Source organism: Magnetospirillum sp., assembly GCA_027532905.1.
GTDB lineage: Bacteria > Pseudomonadota > Alphaproteobacteria > CACIAM-22H2 > CACIAM-22H2 > Tagaea.
Window position 1 is genome coordinate 317917 of sequence record JAPZUA010000002.1, and the last position, 18118, is coordinate 336034.

At 64.9% G+C, this 18118-nt stretch carries 16 protein-coding genes; 9 read left to right on the forward strand and 7 right to left on the reverse strand.

Annotated features, from left to right (window positions below):
- Positions 1-20: 20 nt before the first annotated feature.
- Positions 21-1325 carry an isocitrate lyase gene (gene aceA / locus O9320_09630; GenBank protein ID MCZ8311102.1) on the forward strand — a complete coding sequence of 435 codons (1305 nt, stop codon included), beginning with the start codon at positions 21-23 and terminating at the stop codon, positions 1323-1325.
- Between the two features lie 64 nt (positions 1326-1389).
- Here aceA and O9320_09635 read toward each other — a convergent pair whose 3' ends face one another.
- A complete protein-coding gene (locus tag O9320_09635; protein MCZ8311103.1) occupies positions 1390-2307 on the reverse strand; it encodes a DMT family transporter in 918 nt (305 codons plus the stop codon).
- 113 nt (positions 2308-2420) lie between these two features.
- Here O9320_09635 and O9320_09640 point away from each other — a divergent pair, with 113 nt between their 5' ends.
- Positions 2421-3314 carry a LysR family transcriptional regulator gene (locus O9320_09640; protein MCZ8311104.1) on the forward strand — a complete coding sequence of 298 codons (894 nt, stop codon included), beginning with the start codon at positions 2421-2423 and terminating at the stop codon, positions 3312-3314.
- A gap of 10 nt (positions 3315-3324) precedes the next feature.
- Here the strand turns inward: O9320_09640 and O9320_09645 are convergent, their stop codons facing one another.
- The 4 genes from O9320_09645 to O9320_09660 form a co-directional block, all read right to left on the reverse strand.
- Positions 3325-4953 (reverse strand): serine protease, encoded by a 1629-nt coding sequence (locus O9320_09645; protein ID MCZ8311105.1) that lies wholly within the window; start codon positions 4951-4953, stop codon positions 3325-3327.
- Between the two features lie 80 nt (positions 4954-5033).
- A complete protein-coding gene (locus O9320_09650) occupies positions 5034-6209 on the reverse strand; it encodes a benzoate/H(+) symporter BenE family transporter (protein ID MCZ8311106.1) in 1176 nt (391 codons plus the stop codon).
- Positions 6210-6278: 69 nt separating this feature from the next.
- Complete coding sequence (locus O9320_09655; protein MCZ8311107.1) at positions 6279-6986, reverse strand: response regulator transcription factor; 708 nt, start codon at positions 6984-6986, stop codon at positions 6279-6281.
- On the reverse strand, positions 6983-8623 hold the full coding sequence (locus O9320_09660; GenBank protein MCZ8311108.1) for a HAMP domain-containing sensor histidine kinase: 1641 nt from the start codon (positions 8621-8623) through the stop codon (positions 6983-6985). Before O9320_09660 ends, O9320_09655 begins: the two co-directional genes overlap by 4 nt.
- Before the next feature lie 140 nt (positions 8624-8763).
- Here O9320_09660 and O9320_09665 point away from each other — a divergent pair, with 140 nt between their 5' ends.
- The 3 genes from O9320_09665 to parC all read left to right on the forward strand — a co-directional run bounded on the left by O9320_09665 (position 8764) and on the right by parC (position 12447).
- Positions 8764-9330 (forward strand): phosphoribosyl-AMP cyclohydrolase, encoded by a 567-nt coding sequence (locus tag O9320_09665; protein MCZ8311109.1) that lies wholly within the window; start codon positions 8764-8766, stop codon positions 9328-9330.
- Positions 9331-9484: 154 nt separating this feature from the next.
- Positions 9485-10234 carry a DNA repair protein RecO gene (recO, locus tag O9320_09670; protein MCZ8311110.1) on the forward strand — a complete coding sequence of 250 codons (750 nt, stop codon included), beginning with the start codon at positions 9485-9487 and terminating at the stop codon, positions 10232-10234.
- On the forward strand, positions 10231-12447 hold the full coding sequence (gene parC, locus O9320_09675) for a DNA topoisomerase IV subunit A (protein ID MCZ8311111.1): 2217 nt from the start codon (positions 10231-10233) through the stop codon (positions 12445-12447). Before recO ends, parC begins: the two co-directional genes overlap by 4 nt.
- A 3-nt stretch (positions 12448-12450) precedes the next feature.
- Here parC and O9320_09680 read toward each other — a convergent pair whose 3' ends face one another.
- Complete coding sequence (locus tag O9320_09680) at positions 12451-12828, reverse strand: VOC family protein (GenBank protein ID MCZ8311112.1); 378 nt, start codon at positions 12826-12828, stop codon at positions 12451-12453.
- An 85-nt stretch (positions 12829-12913) separates the two neighbouring features.
- Here O9320_09680 and O9320_09685 point away from each other — a divergent pair, with 85 nt between their 5' ends.
- The 4 genes from O9320_09685 (at position 12914) to O9320_09700 (ending at position 16841) form a co-directional block, all read left to right on the forward strand.
- Positions 12914-13804, forward strand: a complete 891-nt coding sequence (locus tag O9320_09685; protein ID MCZ8311113.1) for an AraC family transcriptional regulator — start codon at positions 12914-12916, stop codon at positions 13802-13804.
- A gap of 24 nt (positions 13805-13828) precedes the next feature.
- Positions 13829-14416: a biotin transporter BioY gene (locus O9320_09690; protein MCZ8311114.1), complete on the forward strand. Its 588-nt coding sequence runs from the start codon at positions 13829-13831 to the stop codon at positions 14414-14416.
- A 154-nt stretch (positions 14417-14570) separates the two neighbouring features.
- Entirely contained in the window at positions 14571-15107 is a 537-nt protein-coding gene (locus tag O9320_09695; protein MCZ8311115.1) for a TRAP transporter small permease subunit, read from the forward strand.
- A 42-nt stretch (positions 15108-15149) separates the two neighbouring features.
- Entirely contained in the window at positions 15150-16841 is a 1692-nt protein-coding gene (locus O9320_09700) for a TRAP transporter large permease subunit (protein MCZ8311116.1), read from the forward strand.
- A 90-nt stretch (positions 16842-16931) separates the two neighbouring features.
- On the opposite strand, the gene O9320_09705 is transcribed toward O9320_09700, so the two are convergent.
- A complete protein-coding gene (locus O9320_09705) occupies positions 16932-18023 on the reverse strand; it encodes a TRAP transporter substrate-binding protein (GenBank protein MCZ8311117.1) in 1092 nt (363 codons plus the stop codon).
- Positions 18024-18118 lie beyond the last annotated feature (95 nt).

Genomic DNA, 18118 nt, shown 5'->3' on the forward strand with positions numbered 1-18118 from the left:
CTCGGCTCATGGAGGGCGACATGCAAAACGACTGGACCACCAACCCGCGTTGGGAAGGCATCAAGCGCGACTACACGGCCGCCGACGTTGCCAAGCTCGCCGGCTCCATGCGCGTCGAGCACACGCTGGCGCGCCGCGGGGCCGAGCGTCTGTGGAACCTTTTGAAGACCGAGCCTTACGTGAACACGCTGGGCGCACTCACCGGCAACCAGGCCATGCAGCAGGTCAAGGCGGGCTTGAAGGCGATCTATCTGTCGGGTTGGCAGGTTGCGGCCGATGCCAACAATGCGGGCCAGATGTATCCCGACCAGTCGCTCTATCCGGTCTCCTCGGTGCCGGACGTGGTCAAGCGCATCAACAACGCGCTGCGCCGCGCCGACCAGATCCAGACCATGGAAGGCAAGGGCGACACATATTGGTTCGCCCCGATCATCGCGGATGCCGAAGCAGGCTTCGGCGGTGCGCTCAACGCCTACGAACTCATGAAGTCGATGATCGAGGCGGGTGCTTCGGGCGTGCATTTCGAAGACCAGCTCGCGTCGGAAAAGAAGTGCGGCCATCTCGGCGGCAAGGTGCTCGTGCCCATCAGCCAGCATTGCCGCACGCTGAACGCCGCGCGCCTCGCCGCCGACGTCGAGGGTGTGCCGACCGTGCTGCTCGCGCGCACGGATGCGCACTCGGCCCAGCTCATCACCTCGGACGTCGACGAGCGCGACCGGCCGTTCCTCACGGGCGAGCGCACGCCGGAAGGCTTCTTCCGCATCAAGGAAGGCAAGGGCGTCGAATACGCGATCGCGCGCGGCCTCGCGTATGCGCCCTATTCGGATCTGCTGTGGTGGGAGACGTCCGAGCCGGATCTCGGCGAAGCACGCGAATTTGCGACCGAGCTGCGCCGCCAGTTCCCGGGCAAGATGCTCGCCTATAATTGCTCGCCCTCGTTCAACTGGCGCAAGAAGCTCGACCCGAAGACGATCGAGACCTTCCAGCAGCAAATCGGCGAGATGGGCTACAAGTTCCAGTTCGTGACCCTCGCGGGCTTCCACGCGCTGAACTACTCGATGTACGAGCTGGCGCGCGGCTACGCCAAGCGCGGCATGGGGGCCTATTCGGAACTGCAGCAGGCCGAGTTCGACGCCGAGAAGCACGGCTACACCGCCACGCGCCATCAGCGCGAAGTGGGTACGAGCTATTTCGACGCGGTCGCGGTCGCGATTTCGGCCGGCAAAGCTTCGACGACGGCGATGGCCGGTTCGACCGAAACCGACCAGTTCCACGACGCGCCAAAAGGTGCCGGGCCCAAAGCCGTACCGCACGCGGCGGAATAACAGAAAAACGAGGAAACGCCCCCCGGCGAAGGGCTGGTACCGAAAGGTGCCGGCCCTTTTGCTTTCAAGGGCTGCGAAGAAACGTCAGCTTGCCGCCGGTGGCGAGATAGACGCCCACGCTGATCGTCGCCACGCCGAGCCAGTCGAGCGGCTGCGGCCATTCGCCGAGCAGCGGGATCGCGAAGACGGTCGCAAGGACCGGCACCAGCGAGGCGAGGGCGGCACCGCGCGACGCCCCCAGCAGCTGCAAAGCGCGGTTGTAGGCGATCAGCGACACGACGCTCGACAGAACGCCCTGGATCAGGATCTGGAAGCCGATTTCGCCCCAGCCGGCCCTCGCGAGATTGGCGCCGTGGAACAGCGCGTAATAGGGCAGGTACAGAACCGCCGACCACACGCTCACGAGGGCCGCCGCCGCGATCGGCGACAGGCCGCTTTTGCGCATCGCGACCGTGTAGCTCGCCCACAGCATGGCGCCGCAAACGAACAGCAGCTGGCCGCGCCATTCGCCGCCCGCCCCGTGCGCAAGCCCGGCCCCGGCAAGGGTGCCCACGCCGAGAGGGATCAATAGGAAGCCGAGCCGCCTTGTGCCCGCGATTTTCTCGCCGAGGATCAGCACCGACAAGAGTGCGACGAACAGCGACATGGTGCCCGGCATCAAGACCGCGCCGTGGGCGATGGGCGCGAACATAAAGGCCGACGCGGCGACGAGTTGGTAGACGAAGCCTGCCCCCAGCAACATCGCCGCCCAGATCGCTATCCCGGTGCCGCCGCCGGGGCCGACGCGGCGCGGATCAAGGCCGCTGCGCCAGGCGACGGGCAGCAGAATCAGGCCCGCCGTGCCGAAGCGCAGGGCCGTGAGGTCCCAAAAATCGAGCGTGCTTTTCACGCCCCAGCGCGTTGCGAGCATCCAGGCGACCCAGATCGAAATCGCAAACAAGCCCCACGCGAAGCCGCGAAACGTCGCCGAAGCGCTGTACATTATTTGGTTCGCCGCAGTTTAATCATTTGTTAAATTCAATGGACTCTGGCGCTCCGTGCTATAAGCTTACCGAATGGATGCGCGAATCTGTAATTAGAGAGAATCATAGTCGGATGAGCACTTCAAGCATCAATGTCGGGCAGTTGCGCGCTTTCCTTGCGGTTTTGGACGAGGGCGGATTTACGGCTGCCGCGCATAAACTCGGTCTGACCCAGTCGGGCGTGAGCCAGGCGGTGGCGGCCCTCGAGGAGTCGCTGGGCGTGGTGCTGCTGCTGCGCACGCGCGGCCGCGTGGCGGCGACGGCGCCTGGGGCGGCGATCCAGGCCGATGCGCGTGCGGCTCTCGATGCGATCGAGCGGGTGCGCACGCGCGCCCAGGCTTTGACGGGCCTCCAGAGCGGGCGCGTGCGCGTGGGCAGCGTTTCGAGTGCGGCCACGCGCCTGCTGCCGCCGATCATCAAGAATTTCAGCACGCGCTATCCCGGCATCGAAGTGGTGCTGATCGAGGGGACCGACCACGAGGTACGTGATTGGGTCGTCGGCAGCACCGTCGATATCGGGCTTACGGCTGAATTGCCGCGCGATTTCGACACGATTCCGGTCGCCGAAGACGATCTGCTCGCGATCATGCCCAAGCGCCATCGGCTCGCCAATTCCGAGAAAGTGTCGCCGGCCGATCTCGCCGACGAAAGTTTCGTGATGCCCAACGGCGGTTCGGAAGCCGACATCCGCGCGCTGTTCGCGCGCGAAGCAATCGTGCCGCGCGTTGCCTTCTCGGTGCGCGACCAGACCGCTTTGATGGCGATGGTGCGCGAAGGGGTGGGCGTGTCGATCGTGCCCGAATTGAGCGTGCCGTCGGGCGAACGGCGCCTGGCAGTGGTCCCGCTCGATCCGCCCGCCAAACGGCGCCTGTGCGCGGTCACCCCGCGCGAAGGCCTGTCGCCGGCCGCCGGCGCTTTCCTGGACTCGCTCGCCGCCGCCGGCCGCCAGTTCCAGGGCCGCGCCTAAAAGACGCGCCCTATCTGCATTCGATCTGGAAGGTGAAGCTGCGCGACAGGTCGGCGACGTCGGCTGCTTTCATGTCGCGTTGCGAGGGCGCTTCGGCATAGCGCTGGCCGCCGGCGTCCAGGAACAGGCGCGCGACCGCCCCCTGCACGGCGAAGTTCACGTTCTGCGGAATGTCGCCCGTCGCTTGCGCCACGCGCTGCGCATTAAGTTTGCTAACCACCACGCCCACGAGATTGCCCGAAAGATCGAGCAGCGGCCCGCCCGAATTGCCGGGCTGCACGGGCGCCGTGATCTGCATGAGCGCGATATTGCCGCCAAGGCCCGACATGGCGCTCACATTGCCGGTCGTGATGTTGAGCCCGTTCTGCAGCAACGTGGGCAGCGGAAAGCCCGAAACCACGATGTCGTCGCCCGCCCGGATCGAGGGCTGGGCGCGGAAGCGCACGAACGGCACGGTGCCGCGCACGTCCACCTTGATCAAGGCAAGATCGTTGCGCTCGTCCTTGCGCACGAGCTGGGCCGCGACGCGGCCGGTTTCCAACATCACGCCGATGCGCTGGCAATCGCCGGCAACATGCGCGTTCGTGAGCATGTGGCCTTGCGCCGATATGAAAAAGCCGGTGCCGAAAGATTGTTCGGTGCCGCGCGCTTGCCCCCCGCTGTCGGGCGCAGATGCGTTCGGCGGGCCCGATGCGCGCGCACTCGACGCGTCGAACGCGACTTCGGCGACCGCGCACAGATCCTGGCTGCGCCGTTCTTCGCGCCGGTCGTCGTCGTAGACGACCGCGATGTCCCACTGGCAGGGGCCTTGCGGCAGGGGTACGTCGAAGCGCCGGCCGGCGGCGAGCACATTGTCGCCGAGACGGTCGCGGCCCCAATCGGTTTCGGTCGCGCGCGACACGTAGAGCTGTGCGATTGTGCGCGGCGAGCGGTTGACCAGCGCAAAACTCGGATCGCCCGTGGCCGCCTGGGCATTGCCGCGCGCGGCCGGCGGGGCGGCACCGCGCACGCGTGCGGTCGAAGCGTCGAACGCAAGCTCGGTCACGTTGCACAAATTGAGGGACTGTTTTTCCTCGCGCCGGTCGTCGGCATAGACGACCGCGATGTCCCACACGCAATCGCCGTTGGGCAGCGTCACCTGGAAGCGGCGGCCCGCGCCCAACACGTCGGTGCCCAGCCGGTCCTGGCCCCAATTGCGTTCGCGCGAAAGGGAAGCGTAGATCTGCGTGATCGTCGATCGAGAGGCGTTGACGAGTTCGAAGCTCGGATCGCCGCGTTCGGATGTCTGCGGTGCCGCGGCGGCAGGCGCACCGCCGTCGAACGCCATTTCTGACAATTGGCAGAGATTCTGGCGCCGCCGCTCTTCGGCTTGGCCGCCGCGATAGACGATGCGCACGTCGAAGACGCAGTCGGTGGCCGCCGGCCGCACTGTCTTGCGCGCACCGGGCAGGATCACGTCGTTGCGCAGCACGTCCTGCCCCCAATCGTCGAGCGACGATGGCGAGACATAGACCTCGAAGATTGGCACACGCGCGCGGTTCACGATTTCGAACGTCGTGTCGTTCTGTGCTTGCGCGCTGCCGGCAAACGCGGCGACCGCGAACAACAGCAATGCCAAAAAGCGACCGGTACGCCCCATCGAATCCCCGCAGTCTCGCGACGAATTCGACGCGATAGAGAAGTCGTAGCGCGCGAGGCGCGTTCTGGCAATCCGGTGCGTCAGCCGCGCTTCCAGCGCGCGAGGGCGTAGATCGCGCCGCCTGCGATCAAGCCCCAGAAAGCGCCGCTCACCCCGCCGAACGAAACGCCCGAGGCGGTCACAAGGAACGTGACGATCGCGGCTTCGCGATCTTCGGGCGCTTGCATGGCCCCCAGCAAGGCACTGGCAAGTGCGCCCAGCAATGCCAAGCCCGCCACGGCCTGGATCAGCACCGGCGGGGCGGCCGCGATGAAGGCGGTTGCAGCCCCGGCCAGCAAGCCGAAGGCGAGATAGCCGATACCGCAGAAGCCCGCCGCCCAATAGCGGCGCGCAGGATCGGGGTGCGCGTCGGGCCCGGTGCACATCGCCGCCGTAAGCGCCGAGAGATTGACCGCATGGCCGCCGAAAAACGATGCCCCCATCGTGAAGAGGCCTGTGAGGCGGAACAAGGGGGCAGGGGCGGGCGTATAACCGTTCACCTTCAGCACGGCAAAGCCCGGAATGTTCTGCGATGCCATCGTGACGATGAAAAGCGGGATCGCAATGCCGATCGTGGCGTCGAGCGTGAAGACGGGCATGCCGAATTCGATCTGCGGTACGAGGCTGATCGCCGCGAAATTGCCGGCAGGTGTTTGCGCCCAAATGATCGCGACCGTCACGGCAACGGCGGCCGGTACGGCATAAAGGCGGCTCAGCTTGGCGACGAGCGCCCACGTCACGACGATCGCCAAACCTTGCCACGGCAATTGCGCCACGGCCTTGACCGGTGCCAGGCACAGGCCCAACAGAATGCCCGCCAGCATCGCATTGGCAAGCGAGGCCGGGATCGCCGACACCCAGGTTCCGAGGCGTTGCCAATAGGCGCAGGCCAAGATCAGCAAGCCGCAAACAAGAAATGCGCCGGTCGCCGCGGCAAAGCCGCCAGACAAAACGCCGGACGTAGCGAGCAACGCAGCACCAGGCGTGGACCACGCGATGGCAACCGGCGTGCGGCTCGAGAAACTCGTCCATACGGTGGCAAGCCCCATCGCGAGCGAGACGGCGAGCAGGCCGGATGCGGCTTGTGCGGGCGAAGCGCCCACGGCCGTGAGGCCCTGCACGATGACGGCAAAGGAACTTGCACAACCGACAAACGCGGCGAGCAGCCCCATGGTCATGGCTTGCGTCGAGAAATCCTTGAACATGGCGCGTTGCATAGCCAAACGCCGGCTGTTTTGCAAAGCCCAACGTTTTGCAATTCAGGGCGAATCGGCTGGTGTCGAGCGCTATGCCTCGGCTTCGAGCCGATACCCAAGCCCGCGCTGGGTCTTGATAAGGCGGATCGCGTGTCCTTCGTCGATTTTGCTGCGCAGGCGGCCAATATAGACGTCGACGACGTTTGTCAGAGGATCCTCGTTCAAACCCCATATGTTCGACAGGATGCGTTCTCTGCTGAAAAGCTTGCCCGGCGAATTCATCAAGAGTTCGAGAAGCGCCAATTCCTTTGCGGTCAGGGAAATCGGCCGGCCTGCGCGGCTCGCCTTCATAGTCGTGCGGTCGAGTTGGAGGTCGGCGACGCGAAGTATCGTCTCTGCAGGCTTCTTGATTTCGCGGCCGCGCCGACCGAGCGCCTGGAGCCTTGCGAGCAGTTCGTCGAAATCGAACGGTTTGCACAGATAGTCGTCTGCGCCCAGCCGCAAGCCGGAAATCCGATCTTCGACCGTCGACATGGCGGTCAGCATGAGGATCGGAAGCTGGATGTTCTGCGCGCGCAGCGTTTGGCAAACGTCGAGGCCGCTCAGATCGGGAAGCATCAGATCGAGGACAAGTATTGTGCTTTCCCCGTCGGACATGAAGCTCTGCCAGGCTTGCTGCGCCAACTCGATTCCGTCGCGACCGGTGCATGCGACGCGAACCGACATGCTCTCTGCGCTCAGTCCCCGCTGAAGAAAGTCGGCAATCCTGCGGTCGTCTTCGATCAGAAGGATTTTCATGCGGGACGTCCGCCTTGCGCGATTGCGAGCGGCAGCGACACGATCGCGGAAGTGCCGCAGTTAAGAGCGCTCTTCAGCACGATGTCGCCGCCGTGGCCGCGCGCAAGGACCCGAGCGATAGGCAAACCCAGACCGCTTCCATCGGCGCAGTGCGTCTTGGCATTGAGCGCGCGATGGCCGCGATCGAAGACTTTGGCCAACTCGCTTTCGTCGATGCCGATTCCGTCGTCGCTGACGGTCAATTCGGCCCAGGGAACCCCGCGCTCCGTGCGGCATGCCGAAAGAGTGACGGTTCCGCCGGGCCGCGAGTATCGGACGGCATTGTCGATAAGGACGAGAAGCAGCTGTTTCAGCCGTTCCGCGTCGCCGAGCATCGTCATCCTGGTCGGCCACGGTTCCCGCGCAAGGTCGATTCCGCGCGCGAACGCCAGTGCCCGCCCGAGCCAAAAAACCTCTTCCAGAACGTCGTCGATGTCTACGGGAACTCTGCGCAACGAAAGCGAATCGATGTCGCTGCGCGCCATCGTCAGCAGGTCGTCGATGCTAGCGGCGAGCTGCCGCGAATAGTCCTCGACGCGCTGCAGAGACTCTCGGTACTCGCTCGTCGGCTTCGCGCCGCCGCGCAGCGCGATCTGCGCCTCGCCGCGAATCGCAGTCGTCGGCGTTCGCAGCTCGTGGCTGATGTCCGCAAACAGCTGGCGACGCCGCGACTCGGCTTCGCTTTGCGCGGCGAGCGCGACCGTGAGTTCGGCCGTGCGGCGCGCGACGCGATCTTCAAGAGCCTCGCGCGCTTCGTTCTCGCGCGCGCGATGGGCCGAAAGCTCCGCCGCCATGGCATTCATGCTCTGCGCGACCCTGCCGAATTCGTCGGAGACGTCGAGCGATATCCGGTGCGAGAGTCGGCCGCTGCGCAAGGCTTCGGCGCCCTCGGCCAGTGCGGCGAGGGGCTTGCGCAAGGCGCGCGCGAAAACGGCCGCAAGGACAAATGCAGCGAAGATGAGGGCGGCGGTCGTCCCGATCCAAAGCCGTCGCAGCCATGCCAGCGCGCGGTCCGTGTCTGCTCGCTTTTCGTCGAGGGAGAGCTGTTCGCGCGCGAGGCTTTCCTGCAGCAGCGACCGCAAGTCGCGTCCGTCGGCGGTGTCGAAGAGATCGTCGGCGATGCGCCATGCGGATGTCGCGTCGAGCGCTGCCGCGGGCGGGTTTGGCCCCGCGAGGCCGCGCGCCAGCTGTTCTACGCTCGCGGACAGGATCGCCAGCGCATTGCGGCGTTCCGCCTGCCTTTGGCGGGCCGGGATCCCGTCGTCGAGCAAGCTGGCCTGTGCATCGAGCGCTTTCAGATGCGCCAGCGTCTTCTGCATGCTTGCGATGATCTCGTCGCGCCGGTCGGGCAGCGCGCCGCTGCCGAACTGTTTCTGCGCTGCCCAGCTTCGCAGCTTTTGTTTGTCCAGCCACAGATCGGTGAAGCTCTGCTTGATGTCCGCTGCAACCCGCCCGCGCAGGACATGATGCTCCGCCAGCCCAACCGCCCAGACGGCGAATGCCCCTTGCAGGAACGCGATAGCGGCAAGGGTCGCCAATGCGACCGTGATTCGCCGTCGGAACGTGCTCGAATGGCTGGGGCCGGGAAGCTCGTTCATCGCGCGTTCATCTTGCTGTGAGGCTTCCGTAATTTGCCGTTCAGAGCGGCGTCAGCCGGACCCATTAGATAAGGGCTGTCCGGCGAACGCAAGTTCGACACGGAGCAAACGACGAACTCAAACCCCAATCTGGAGATGCTATGTCCATCCGCCATTCTCTTCTCGCCGCTGCCATGCTCGCTGCCGTCTCTTCCGCCGGCGAAGCGAACGCCCAAACGGCGACCGTCAACCGGGGCATTGCCGAAGCCGAAGTGCTCGCAGCACAGAGAGCCTGGTGCGGCGCGCTCGTCGACATCAGCAAGACCGGGGAGACCCAGGGCCGGGCTGCAGCCAAAGCGCTCGCCGAGCGCGTGATCGACGCTGCGTATGGCTACCAGATGGGCACGGTCCTCTTCAAGCCGACGCTGACGGTATCGCCGCAGACGTTCCGCACGACGCGCGCCGGCGCGCTCGCGTACTTTGTCGGCGGCGACTCCGCTTTCCCGGCGGATACCGGTTTCGCGCTGAAGGGCTGGACCAGGTGCGACGTCGCCAACAGCGCGATCTTCATCGCCGGGGACTCCGCAGCGACCATGGGCAACGTGAACATTACCGGCAAGGACGGCAAGGTCACGACCGTCGACAAGACCTGGATGTTCGTTAAGGACGATTCGGGCAAGCTCCGTATCGTGGTCCACCATTCGTCGCTGCCCTATACGGGCAACTGACCGAAGCTTCGGGGCGGGGTTGCGAAAGCAATCCCGTCCCGAAGGCGGGGCGTGCGCGCGAATGGCTGTTTTCTTTGCGCGCGTCCTGCCGGCACTTGTTTTCGCTAAACCGGACGCTTTTGCAATGCCGCCCGAATCGGCCCATGTCTAGAAAATGGAATGGACAGACGACGGTATCGTGCTGGGGCGGCGCGTGCATGGCGAGCATGCGGCGGTGGTGACGTTGTTCACGCCGACTTACGGGCGTCATTTGGGCCTTGCGCGCGGCGGCGGGCATGGGCGCGGGGCAGCCCTCTACGAGATCGGCAATGTCGTGCGCGCGACGTGGCGCGCCCGTTTGCCCGAGCATCTCGGCAATTACAGCGCCGAGCTTGCGCGCACCGTGGGTGCCTTGCTGCTCGACGATGCAGAGCGGCTCGATGCGCTGTCGGCGGCGACGTCGCTGCTCGAACTGGTGCTGCCCGAGCGCGAGGCGCATGCCGATCTCTATGCGGCCACACTCGGCTTTGTTTGCGCGCTCGAAACGCCCCACTGGGCGGCGGCCTATGTGCGCTGGGAGTGCCGGTGCCTGGCCGAGCTTGGATTCGGCCTCGATCTGTCGCGCTGTGCAGTCACCGGCGCGGTTGCCGATCTGCGCTATGTAAGCCCGCGTACGGGCCGCGCCGTCTCGGGTGCTGCAGGGGCGGAACTCGCCGCCAAGCTCTTCCGATTGCCCGCTTTTTTGCTTGGCGAAGCCTCCGCCACGACCGCCGATTTGGTGGCCGGACTCGAGATTTCCGGCCATTTTCTGCTGCGCTATGCACTGGCACCGAACGGGCAGGGCTTGCCCCCGCCCCGAGTCCGGCTCTATGAGCGCTGGCGCAAGTCTTTGCCGCCTGAAACCACGAGAACCGATCCGACATGACCGCCAGTTTTGCCGCCGACATCCGCCCCGTCGATCTCAAGGACGCGTTGGGCGAACGCTATTTGGCCTATGCGCTGTCCACGATCATGGCGCGCTCGCTGCCCGACGTGCGCGACGGCCTCAAGCCCGTGCATCGCCGCCTCTTGTGGGCGATGCAGCAGTTGAAACTCGATCCCGCTTCGGGATTCAAGAAGTGCGCGCGCGTCGTCGGCGACGTGATCGGCAAATACCATCCGCACGGCGACCAATCGGTTTACGACGCGCTCGTGCGTCTGGCGCAGGATTTTGCGCAGCGCTATCCGCTCGTGGATGGACAAGGCAATTTCGGCAATATCGACGGCGACAACGCAGCGGCCATGCGCTACACCGAGGCGCGACTTACGGAAGTCGCGGCCGAATTGCTGCGCGGGCTCGACGAAAACGCCGTCGATTTCCGCGCGACCTACGACGGCGAAGGCGAAGAGCCGCTTGTTCTTCCTGCCGCTTTCCCCAATCTGCTGGCGAACGGGGCTGCCGGCATTGCGGTCGGCATGGCGACGAACGTGCCGCCGCACAATATCGTCGAAATCTGCAACGCGCTTTTGCATCTGATCAAGACGCCCAATGCGCGCGTTGCGACCCTCGTGGATCTGATGCCGGGCCCGGATTTCCCGACCGGCGGCATTCTCGTGGAAAACCGCGAAACGCTCGTGGCGGCGTACGAAACCGGACGCGGCAGCCTGCGCTTGCGCGCCAAATGGGCGGTCGAAGAACTGCCGCGCGGCATGTGGCAGATCGTGGTCACGGAAATTCCGTACCAGGTGCAGAAATCGAAGCTGATCGAAAAGATCGCCGAATTGCTGCATGCCAAGCGCCTGATGCTGCTTGCCGACGTGCGCGACGAGTCGGACGAAAACGTGCGCGTGGTGCTCGAGCCCAAGACCAAGCTCGTGGACGCCAAGCTCCTGATGGAATCGCTTTTCCGCAACACCGAGCTCGAGACGCGCTTCGCGCTGAACATGAACGTGCTCGACGCGACGGGCACGCCGCGCGTGATGAATCTGAAGGAAGTGCTGCAAGCCTTCCTCGACCATCGCCAGGTCGTGCTGCAGCGCCGCGCCTTGCACCGGCTCGACCAGATCGCGCGCCGGCTCGAGATCCTCGGCGGCCTGCTTGTGGCCTATCTCAATATCGATGCGGTGATCAAAATCATCCGCAACGAGGACGAGCCCAAGCCGATCATGATCAAGAAGTGGGATCTGACCGAGGTGCAGGCCGAGGCGATCTTGAACATGCGGCTGCGCTCGCTGCGCAAGCTTGAGGAATTCGAGATCCGCAAGGAAAACGACTCCCTCACGAAAGAGAAAAAAGAACTCGAAAGCCTGCTGAAAAGCGAAGACAAGCGCTGGGCGGCGATCGCCGAAGAAGTGCAGGGCATCAAGACCAAGTTCGGCCCGCGCACGCCGCTCGGCAAACGGCGCACGGAAGTGGCCGACGCGCCCGCCGATCTCATCGTGCCCGTCGATGCGCTCATCGAACGCGAGGACCTGACGGTCGTGTGCTCGGACAAGGGCTGGGTGCGCGCCTTCAAGGGCCATCTCGACGAAACGGCCGCGCGCGAAATCCGCTACAAGGACGGCGACAAGGAAGGCTACGTGATCCGCACGCAGTCGACCGAGAAGCTTATGGTGTTCGCGACCAACGGGCGTTTCTACACGCTGGGCTGCGACAAGCTGCCGCGCGGGCGCGGCGACGGCGAGCCGCTCAAAGTGACGCTCGAGCTTGCCAACGACGTCGACGTCATCAATGTCTTCATCCACAAGCCCGACCGCAAGCTTGTGGTCGCGTCGTCAGACGGGCGCGGCTTCGTGGTGCCCGAGGCCGCGTGCGTGGCGCAGACGCGCCAGGGCAAGCAGGTGCTCAATCTGGGCGAGGGCTCGGAAGCCAAGGCGATGTGCACGGTCGACGGCGACACGCTCGCGGTGCAGGGCAGCAACAAGAAGCTGTTGCTGTTCCCGCTTTCGGAACTGCCCGAGATGGAGCGCGGCCGCGGCGTGATCCTGCAGCAATACGCCAAGGGCGGCTCGCTCTACCATATCCGCACCTTCACGATGGCCAAGGGCTGGCCGATGGGCTTCGCGCGCTCGGACGAGCGCGAGAACGCGCCGAAGAATTGGCTCGGCAAGCGGGCCCAAGCGGGCCTGCTGCCGCCCAAGGGGTTCAGGTTCGGCTAGGCGCTACTGCGGCGTGCCGCAATAGGCTTCGATCCGGTAACCGTCCGGATCGAAGATGTAGGCCGCGTAGTAGTTCGCGTCGTAGTCGGCCCTGAGGCCGGGTTTGCCGTTGTCCGCACCGCCAGCGGCGAGTGCCGCTTTGTGGAACGCATCCACATTTTTGCGCGTGGCGGCCGCGAAGCAGAAATGCAGACCCGATTCCATGTCGGCCGGGACGGGGCGGGCCGCAAGGCCGATCCACAAAGCGACCGTTTCTTTGCCGTAGCCGAGCGAGGTTTCGCCCGTGCTCAAGCGCGCGTAGCCGAGCGGCTTCAGGCACGCATCGTAGAATTTTTTGGCTTTCGCGATGTCGCGAACGCCGATCGAGATATGGTCGAACATTGGTCTTCTCCTGTGCGGTGTCGAGGTGCGGATATGGCGCCTGCGCGCGTTTGCGCGCTTGGGGAAAATTGCTAAAATCGGCACCATGGCGACTGTCGATCCGAGTTCCGCCCCGAATCTCGCAGCGCGTCCGTTCGGCAGCCGGGTTCTGGCTTCCGGCTGCTGCTGGCGTTTGAGCGAGTTCGTGTGCACGGCGGGGCCCGGCGACCGCGCCTTCGAAGAACGCCACGGCGACATGTCCATCTCCGCCGTGGTCGAAGGCACGTTCAACTACCGAAGTGCCGTCGGTCGCGCGACGCTGCATCCGGGCGCGTTGCTGCTCGGCAATGCCGGAGCCGGCTTCGAATGCGGCCACGACCACAGTGCGGGCGACCGCTGCATCTCATTCCAGATCGCACAAGATGCGTTCGAAGAGGTGGCGGCGAGCGTTGCGCGCCGAGGGCGCTTCCGCTTTCCGGTTGCGATGCTGCCCGCTTTCAGCGGCCGTCTGCCGCTTTTGGCGCGCATCGAAAATTTTGCCGCAAAGGCGGATCCGCTGGCGCTCGATGGGTTTGCCTATGGCCTCGCCGAAGACGCGATTGCTGCCGCATCGGGGATGGCGCTCAACGCGCTGCATCCGTCGGCGCGCGACGAGCGCCGCATCGGTGCGGCCTTGCGCCATATCGAAGCGCATCTCGAGGAAGCGTTGAGCCTCGATGCGCTCGCAAGTACTGCGGCGACAAGCAAGTACCATTTCCTGCGCATGTTCCGGCAGATCGTGGGGACGACACCGCACCAGTATGTGCTGGCCCAGCGGCTGCGGCGTGCGGCAAGGCGTCTGGCGCAGTCGGCCGAGAGCGTTTCGGCGATCGCGTTCGAAGCGGGCTTCGGCGACCTGTCGACCTTCAATGCCCGCTTCCGCGCCGTGTTCGGCGCCAGCCCTACGAACTACCGACGCACCTGCTTGCAAGTGCCGGGGCTGCGCGCTAAGCCTTGAATCCCGACATTGGAGATCCGCACAATGAACACCCATCCGACCTTGATCGAAACCTTGTGGCCTGCGGGTCAGCGCAGCACAGCGCGCGCCGTGTTGCTGGCCGTTCTCGGCTCTGGCTTGCTGTGGGCGTCGGCCAAAGCGCAGGTGCCGATGTGGCCTGTTCCCATGACGATGCAGTCGATGGTCGTGATGCTGATCGGCTTTGCCTACGGTTCGCGCCTCGGCGCGGCGACCGTGGCGCTCTATCTGTTCCAGGGGGCTGTCGGCCTTCCAGTCTTTGCGGGCACGCCCGAAAAGGGCATCGGCCTTGCCTATATGGTCGGCACGACGGGCGGCTTCCTGTTCGGCTTCGTGCTCGTCGCCGGCGTGATGGGTTGGCTCGCCGAGCGCGGCTGGGGCCGAACCCTGGTGGGCACGGCGGCGGCGATGGTCGTGGGCTCGGTCCTGCTGTTTGTGCCCGGCGTTGCGTGGCTCGCGACGTTCGTTGGCTTCGAGAAGGCGCTCGCGTTCGGCCTGATGCCGTTTGTTGCAGGGGCGGTAGTCAAAGCCGCACTTGCGGTTGCGATCGTCGCTGCTGCTTCGCGAGTTGTCTCACAAAAGTCTGTGAAATAACAAAAGCTTTAGGGCTTGATCGGTGCTGTAGCGCCGCCCTATAAGGCGTTTCGGTCTCGGCCGGAGCGCCTTTTTTGTTGGCCGCTTCGACCGTCTCGAACGGATCCAAAAAAGCCCGCCTTTGCGGGCCTGACAGGGTGGAGCTAGCACGTCGATGGGCTTTCTCGAATCCTATATCCGCATTGTCGACGCGACGAACTCGGCGATCGGGAAGGTCGTGGCGTGGCTGACTTTCGGCACGGTCGTCACCTGCTTTGCGACCGTGTATTTCCGCTACGCGCTCGACAGCGGCTTCATCTGGATGCAGGAAGCCTATGTCTGGCAGCACGCGATCGTGTTCCTGGTCGGGGCGGGCTACACGCTGCTGCATGGCGGCCATGTGCGCGTCGATATTTTCTATGCGCGCATGACGGCCCGCAACCAAGCGCGCGTCGAAATCTTCGGCACGCTTGCGTTCATGATGCCGTTCCTGTGGGTCATGTTCGACAAAGCCTGGCCGTTTTTCGTGACGTCGTTCGTGGGCCGCGAAGGCTCGCAGCAGCCCGACGGCATCCAGAATGTGTGGCTTCTCAAATCGACGCTCGTGCTGTTCTGCGTGCTGGTGGGGGCGCAAGGCCTCGCAGGAGTCGCGCGCGCGTTGCTGTTCTTGAATGGGCGCAGCGAATTCGCGCCGAGTAAGACCAGCCACTGAGTCCGTTCATCCCCCCAAACATAGCCGAACCGGATCGACAAAATGGGCGCTGAAAGCCATCTGCTGGGAGAGTTGCTGTCCGTCGCGATGTTCGTGACGATCGTGGCACTGCTGATGCTGGGCTATCCGGTGGCGTTTTCGCTGGGCGGCATTGCGCTTGCCTTCGGCGGCATCGGCTGGCTGTTGGGCACGTTCGATCCCAACTTCCTGACCGCGATCCCGACGCGCATCTGGGGCGTCATGAACAACGAGATTCTCGTTGCCGTCCCCTTGTTCGTGTTCATGGGCGTGATGCTCGAACGCAGCCGCATCGCCGAAGTGCTGCTGACGACGATGGGCCAGCTCTTCGGCGGCGTGCGCGGCGGCCTTGGCTATTCGGTCATCATCGTGGGCACGCTGCTTGCGGCTTCGACCGGCATCGTGGGTGCGACCGTCGTGACCATGGGCCTGCTGTCGCTGCCCGCCATGATGCGCGCAGGGTACGATCCCAAGCTTGCGACCGGCATCATCTGCGCGTCCGGCACGCTCGGGCAGATCATTCCGCCGTCGACCGTGCTGATCTTCCTCGGCGACATTTTGCAGGGTGCGAACCAGCAGGCGCAGCTGTCGCTCGGCAATTTCTCGCCCGATTCGGTGTCGGTCGGCGACCTGTTCGCGGGCGCCTTCATCCCCGGCCTGATGCTGTCGTTCCTCTATGCGTGCTGGGTGTTCTATCGCTCGGTGTCGGACCCGGAATCGTGCCCGCCCTTGAAGATGACCGACGAAGAGCGTGCCGGCCTCGGGCGGCGCGTCGTAATCGCGCTGGTGCCGCCGATCTTCCTGATCGTGGCGGTGCTGGGCTCGATCCTCGCAGGCGTTGCGACACCGACGGAATCGGCCTCGGTCGGCTCGCTGGGGGCGGTGTTCCTCACCGTCGTCAAAATGGTCGCCGACCGTCTGGCGACGTCGGAAGACCGCGTGGCGCTCGAAAAGCAGCTCGCCGTGTTCTGGGTCGCTTTCATCCTGTTCTTGGGTGCGGTCGGCTATGCCTACGGGGCCACGGGCTTGCTCACGGCCCTCGTCGTGGTGCTGGTGATCGGCAGCCTCTATCTGCTCGCGATCGGGGCGGCTCGCCGCGAATATGTCGGCGTGCTGACCGAGGTGTCGCGCTCGACCATGACGATCTCGTCGATGGTTTTCGTGATCCTGATCGGGGCATCGATCTTCAGCCTCGTGTTCCGCGGGCTTGGCGGCGAATATCTCGTGCACGACACGCTGTCGAACATGCCGGGCGGCAAGGATGCGGCGCTGCTCGTGGTTATGGCGCTGATGTTCGCGCTCGGCTTCTTCCTCGACACGTTCGAGATCATCTTCATCACCGTGCCGATCGCGGGCCCGATCCTGTTGAAGATGGGTTTCGATCCGGTGTGGCTCGGCGTGCTGATGGGGGTCAATCTGCAGACCTCGTTCCTGACGCCGCCCTTCGGCTTCGCGCTGTTCTATCTGCGCGGCGTGGCCCCGCCCTCGATCACGACGCAAATCATCTACAAGGGCATTATCCCGTTCGTCGCGATCCAGATCTTTGTCATGGCGCTGCTGTGGGAGTTTCCCGAACTCGCGACGTGGCTGCCCGATCTCATCTATGGGCAGGATGCGCCCACGCTCGAGAACCAACCTTCGATGCCAACCGACTTCCTTGAGGATCCGGACGCGGATTCGCCGGGCGATCCGCCGATCGAAGAAGAAGCGGGCTGAGGCCCGTCGCGATAAAGCACCCAACAAAAAACCCCGCGAGCTTGCTGCTCGCGGGGTTTTCCGTTTGCCCGAAGGGGCTGGGCTTGCGGATTACGTGAGATACTTGAACGCGCGGACGCGGGCATTGAGCAGCGCGCCGTCGTTCCAGCGGGTGTAGGGCATCACCTGCGTGCGGAACTTGAGGTACGAGTCGAACAGCTTCTTCGTCATCGCGTCGCCGCGATCGCGCACTTCGGTGAGGAACTCGCCGGCCGCCGTACCGCAACCGTCGATGATCGCGCCGGGCAGGTTCAGGAAGCGCACGCCGTGGCGTGTGCGCAGCGTTTCCATGGCTTCGCCCGAGCGCGCCATGTATTCGGTCGTCATGTCCATGTCCATCGACTGGGCGGCGAACGTGACGATCGCCTTCAAGTCGGCGGGCAGGGCGTCGAAGCGCGACTTCGAAACCATGAGCTGCAGGTTCGAACCCGGCTCGTGCCAGCCCGGGCCGTAGCACAGCTTGGCAACCTGGTGCAGACCCATGGCGAGGTCGTTGTAGGGGCCGATCCATTCGGCCGCATCGACCGAGCCGGACTGCAGGGCCGCGAAGATTTCGCCGCCGGGCAGGGCCACCTGCTGGGCGCCGAGGCGCGTCATGATCTGGCCGCCCCAGCCGGGCATGCGGATCTTGAGGCCGCGGAAGCTTTCCAAGCCCGTCAGTTCCTTGCGGTACCAGCCGAAGGCCTGGGTGTTCGTGTTGCCGGCCGGGAAGGCTTTGACGTTGTAGTTGGCCGCGTGCTCGTCCCACAGCTGCTGGCCGCCGCCGTAGTTGAGCCACGCCGACTGCTCGGTCGCCATGAAGCCGAACGGCACGCAAGTGAAGAACTGGAACGCCGGGTGCACGCCGATATGGTAGTACGACGCGTCGTGGCCCATTTCGGCCGTGCCGTCGCGCACCGCCTGCAAGCACTGCAGCGCGGGGACAAGTTCGCCCGCCGCAAACACGCGAACCGTCAGGCGGCCGCCCGACATTTCGCCGATGCGCGCAGCCAGGCGCTCGACGCCCGTGCCCACGCCGGGCAGGTTCTTCGGCCACGAGGTGACCATGCGCCATTCCATGCGGCCTTGGCTGATGGCCGGTGCGGCAAGACCGGCGGTGGCGACGCCGGCGGCACCGACGGCAAGAAATTTGCGGCGAATCATGAGGGGGGCTCTCCTGGGTTTCCCTGTTGCGGTCGTCCGCTTGACGACCTTTGCTCTCTTTGCGCGGATGGCTCTTCGGCGACGTTTTGCATCGC